5 protein-coding genes and 1 pseudogene are annotated in these 4896 nt (G+C 59.7%); 4 read left to right on the forward strand and 2 right to left on the reverse strand.

What is annotated here, in order from left to right; genetic code table 11:
- Positions 1-696: 696 nt before the first annotated feature.
- Positions 697-897 (reverse strand): hypothetical protein, encoded by a 201-nt coding sequence (locus BG61_RS45190; protein WP_035943236.1) that lies wholly within the window; start codon positions 895-897, stop codon positions 697-699.
- Positions 898-2443: 1546 nt separating this feature from the next.
- On the opposite strand from BG61_RS45190, the gene BG61_RS37570 reads away from it, so the two are divergent.
- Together BG61_RS37570 and BG61_RS37575 are read left to right on the forward strand one after the other, a co-directional pair.
- Complete coding sequence (locus tag BG61_RS37570; protein WP_035943238.1) at positions 2444-2686, forward strand: type II toxin-antitoxin system ParD family antitoxin; 243 nt, start codon at positions 2444-2446, stop codon at positions 2684-2686.
- A complete protein-coding gene (locus BG61_RS37575) occupies positions 2683-2985 on the forward strand; it encodes a type II toxin-antitoxin system RelE/ParE family toxin (protein WP_035943240.1) in 303 nt (100 codons plus the stop codon). The genes BG61_RS37570 and BG61_RS37575 overlap by 4 nt, the downstream gene beginning before the upstream one ends.
- Before the next feature lie 456 nt (positions 2986-3441).
- Here BG61_RS37575 and BG61_RS43635 read toward each other — a convergent pair whose 3' ends face one another.
- Positions 3442-3960: a hypothetical protein gene (locus BG61_RS43635; RefSeq protein ID WP_174479764.1), complete on the reverse strand. Its 519-nt coding sequence runs from the start codon at positions 3958-3960 to the stop codon at positions 3442-3444.
- A 376-nt stretch (positions 3961-4336) separates the two neighbouring features.
- On the opposite strand from BG61_RS43635, the gene BG61_RS37580 reads away from it, so the two are divergent.
- Entirely contained in the window at positions 4337-4549 is a 213-nt protein-coding gene (locus BG61_RS37580) for a hypothetical protein (RefSeq protein ID WP_233469259.1), read from the forward strand.
- 104 nt (positions 4550-4653) lie between these two features.
- Positions 4654-4896, forward strand: a pseudogene (locus BG61_RS37585) (FdhF/YdeP family oxidoreductase); the annotation flags it as partial.

Raw genomic sequence — 4896 nt, forward strand, 5'->3', positions numbered from 1 at the left:
GATTTCCGTGACACGATAGACGGATTCACTCTTCTGCCTGGCCATGTTTCGCTCCTTCCTACTTAGCGGTGTAGTGACACACCTCGGTGATTTCATAATAGGCCGTCTGCACGCCGGGAGAGCCGCCTGAAGAAGTTCAGCGAACCATCGGCAGGCGCGACCCTCTTGGTTGTCCAGGAAGGAGGACTGCGGCCGGCGCGGCTACCTGAGTCGAAGGGGGAAAGGGCTTGCCGACGACGTACATCTGAAGAATATTCATCCCTGATTTCACGAGGAATCTCTTCACAAATGCCTGCCGGTAGCAAGCAGTGGTTGGGACCTCCCGCTGGCTACGTGCTTCAGCGACCGTTTCGTGTGCCCACATTCCCATGCCGTCGGGCGCGCACGTTCGCAGGTCAGGTTCCGGACACTGGTGGGAGGAGTCTGTCGATTTCACGCAGGACGCCTCTGGGCCACTCGCTAGAGCTTGAGGTCCCTCAGGAGCACCAGCACGAAGCGCCCGCGCTGCCCCCGCCGAAGCGGCCGCCGCCGACCCCGATGCCTGTGTTAGTCGCGGCGGGTAATAGCCGGGGACCATATTCGTACGCCGGTACCGACTCTTAACCGTAGCCAAAATCGTAGGGCGCCGCCGTGACAGTCGGGAACATCGGCTGCCAAAGCCAATATACCGAAAGCCTTCATCATGTTCTTCTCCGTTCATGAATTCTGGTCGGACAAATGACCGACGATCCCGCGCAGGAACGAAAGGGCGACGCTCAGCAAGTAGAGGGCGAGGCGCGTAAAGACGTTGGAGATGCAAAGGAGGATCTGAAGGGACGCGGCAGATCGGGCCGACGACAAGCCAACGGCGGCTCCTTGAAGGACCATGAAGATCACCGCAGCGATAGTCGGTGCCATCTGTCTGTAACCACCAATGCTGATCGGCGCACGCGATTGGAAACTGGGGACCGTCGGGGTGACTAGCCAATTGGTGGGACAACCACTTGCCAAGAAAAAGCCTTCTCCGAACCGTGGCGCAGCGCAGACCGAAAGCACAAAAACCGGACGTCCGCCCGCCAGCAACCCAGCACCCGCTGACCATCCATCCAGAAGCCAATAGCCACAACTGAGCGGCTCCGCCGACAGGGTAGCCGGCGCCCTCGCCGACTATTTTTCCACTCGGTCGACCTTCTCAACATGCATTGACGTGACGGCGCAACAGGACCACCTAGCCGAGCGGAGGTGACCGCAGCCTGGTACAACAGGAGGCGGCGCAATCGACGAAATTATTCGCAACCGGCGACGTCACCGTACCGCAGGGACAAACTGACACACAGAGGGCGCATGCCGAACGCGGACGGTCCCACCGCGTCGGCTTCGGGAGCGTCGGGCGCAAACATCAGCAGCACCGTCTCAAAAATTCAAAAAGGACTATTTCCTGCCGTTGCGCGCCAGATAAACTTTGCACTACGAATTGCTCCGTGCGATCCCCCATGCCCACGAGCATGACAAACTTGGAAGCGGGGATTTGGCCGAAAGCAGCGATTTATGCAGCGTGGCGGCTCGCCGCATACAGCGCTAGATCGAGGAAAAGCTGAGGCAGCGCAGCCGCCACGATCGACTGATCACGGCGGGTACAGCGTTGCTACTCGCCGCGCTGATCCTCTTTGGCGTCGTGAGGTCGTGGAGTTGTCTTTCCCTATGTTGTTCCGCTAACGTTCGCGGTACTGCAGCGTCGGGAAACTCCTTGCCTTCGCATTTATCGACTGATAAAAGTAGCCCGAGCGCAAAACGAAACTGGAAAATTGCACCAGTAGCCATTTGCATCCGTGCGCTTTTTTGCCATACTGGAAATGAGCTCGTTTTGCATGGCGAGCTCACAGCGTTGGTCTTTAGCGGCCGCCAGTCGTGAGCCTGGCGGCCTTTTTCACGCCTCCTTGCCATGCCCGCCTGTACCGAGCGTTTGCGATTTGGCAGTCATTTGTGCGTCGGGCGATAGCATCCGCGGAAATAGCAATGACCTTCGGGGAAAGCGACCCAGGCAGGCGCATCACCCCTCGTCGTCCCGCCTGTGGCTGCCTGCGGGTGATTGGACGTCCGGCCCGTTGGGCGGTCGAACGCATCGAGGCGTGGCGCCGTGTTCCCGCGCCGCTGACCTGGATTGGCAGAGGCGCGCTACGGACGAAGGGGTTGGAAGCGTGGCCACTGCCGACCAAGCTCGCGTGGCCGTCGCCGCGTCGCTTTGCCGACCGCTCTCGCGTGGTTTCCGGCGCGGCTGTTGATCATCGAAAAACCGCCTTTTGCCCCGACGCTGTCCACCGCAGCTTCACGACAGACGTGTCTGGAGCGCGCGATCCGGTTGTTGGAGGGAGCCAGCCGGGACTCGATTCGGGCACGCGAGCATTCATGACGCCTGATACCAATTTTTGGTATCATGATGCACTGAATCTGGAGGAACGCGTTCATGTCAAAAAACACGTCCGTCTCCCTGGGGGACCACTTTGCAGAGTTTGTCGACGAACGCGTCCGTGCCGGCCGGTATAGCACCGCGAGCGACGTGGTGCGCGCTGGCTTGCGCCTGCTCGAAGAGCAAGAGACCAAGCTCGAGGCGCTCCGATTTGCGCTTGAGGAAGGTGAACGGTCCGGTCCTTCAAGGCCTTTTGACTTTGACGCATTTATCGCTCGCAAGCGGAAATCGCCGGCATGAAGGGCTACGTCCTTTCGCCGGCAGCCGAGCGGGATCTTGACGAAATCTGGGATTACACAAGCAAAAAGTGGGGCCTTAGCCAAGCTGAACGGTACATCAGGATCATCCAAGACACGGTCATCGGACTTGCTGCAGGCACTCAGGTCAGCCAATCGGCGGAAGACATTCGGCCCGGATATCGAAAAGCGGTCGTTGGCATGCACGTCCTGTTCTTCAAGACCACAGCCGAGACGGTCGACGTCATCCGGATTCTTCACCAACAGATGGATCTGCCCAGCCATCTGCGCGAATCGAGCTAGTAGCCAAAGTCGATATTGCTCCGTCGTACGTTGATGTGCCAAGATGCATCGCTTGCCCGGGACCACGGGGGGCCCGTGCTCGAGACGCAACTCGACGACCGGTGATACGATCATGACCGCTCCAAAATCCATCCAGGTCGCCGCAGGCAAGGCATCTAAGGATGCCGTCAATCAGGAGGGTCGGCCGGCGCCTAGCTTTATGCGACGGCAGCAATCGCAGGCTAAAACAGTTGACCGCCCAATGGCAGCAGGTTCACCCACGTCACCGCAGTTCGGCGTTCAATGCCCTCCGGGTGTATCGAGCGAATCATCACACGCTGACCCCGTGCCTCCCCAAGGACTTCGACGACACGATCCTCATATCGCGAAAGTGTGCCGCGCACCGGTTTGCGCTTAATGCGCACGCGAAGGGGAGGAGAGACCATCGGTACGTGACAGCAATTTATGAAGCCGTCATCATAGCGGGACCACGCCCGTCGGGGAATTCCATTCATCTTGTAGTACCCAACAGCCACACACTGATGCGGATGATGGCCGAGTAATCGACGGCGCGACGGGTGGCAATTCTGCGCGGCGGCTCAACCACAGTTGCACGCCGAACTCGCGCGGCGCGCAAGTCGATCCCCGAGATACCTGGCAACACAAGGGGATTTTACTGGCCTCGTGAAGCGCGACGGCTTCTCGTCTGATTATTTCCCATTGCTCCTTGATGGGCGCGAGTTCCGAAAAAACGATGGCTGAAGAAAGGGCGTGGAGGGCACGCGCGAAAACAGATAAGACGAAGACGTTGAGCGGCGACATCAATGTCGAATGGTCGGAAAGCTGTCTGAAGAAACCGGGACGAACCTTGCCGCGCCAATGCGTGTGCGCCGCGCAGCCCACGAACAGCAAAAAGACGACCCAACGCATTATTCGCCCCTTGGTAGCAACGTCTGATGTGCCGAAAATAATACAAAAGAGGCCGGCCGTCAGCATGAGAGATGAGCGCGTCAGTTCGTCCCCTGCACTTCACGCGAGAATGCTTCGGACCACTTCAATAACTCTCTGCTTCTCCGCCGGCGCTAGATACCGGTGGTCTGCTACATATCCCCGCGGAGGTCGGCCCGAGGCCGCCCGGACAAGGTCAACGGCAAATCAGCGCGTTCGTTCCTGTGGCACGCGCCGGGTGGGTGCCGCTACACGTCGCAGCCTCGGCAGTCACTTGCCCGGGGCGCGGGCATCCCAATTGCGGTAGGACGTCGTCTCGTGCCGGCAGACCGAAGCGACGGCAGTACGATCCGATAGAGGGGGCACCATGCGTACGTTTTTTCCCGAGACCGTGAACCATTTGTCCGACCGGTGGACCATCTTGATGAATCAGGTCGATCGGGGCGCACCGGAAGACTATCCCGAACTTCCGTGCCTGGACGTCCTGCAACGCGTCCGGCAATCGGAACGCGTGCTCGCACCTGATCCTTTCGAGCAGGACCAGATCGATACCGCACGCCACCTGGCGGAAGGCGGTGACCTCAAGCTCGCTTTGTTCAAGCTGCACGAGGTGATCGACGCGCGCATGGGTGGCTAAGGGCAACGCCGAGGACCGTTGCCGTTTGCGGCCTGGGCAGCAGACCGACGCCAACCCCTTTCGCTTCCTTCAGCCCCACGCTCGTGCTCTCATGACACATGTTCGACGTCCAGGGCCAGCGTACGGTTGGCATCACCGAGAAACCCGAGCTTGCGCCACTCGACGCCTTAGCGAAGCAGTTCTCCTTTGAGCCGCCGCGCAAAAAGGGAATGGCCATCGTCGAAGCGTTTCAGGCGATGATCGAAGGCAAGGTGAGTGCGGTCGTCAATCTCGGCGGGAATTTGGTTAGATCGGTACCGGACCGGATTCGCACCAAGCCAGCATGGCGCAGCCTTCGTCTGACCGTC

Source organism: Caballeronia glathei, from assembly GCF_000698595.1.
Taxonomy (GTDB): Bacteria; Pseudomonadota; Gammaproteobacteria; order Burkholderiales; family Burkholderiaceae; genus Caballeronia; species Caballeronia glathei.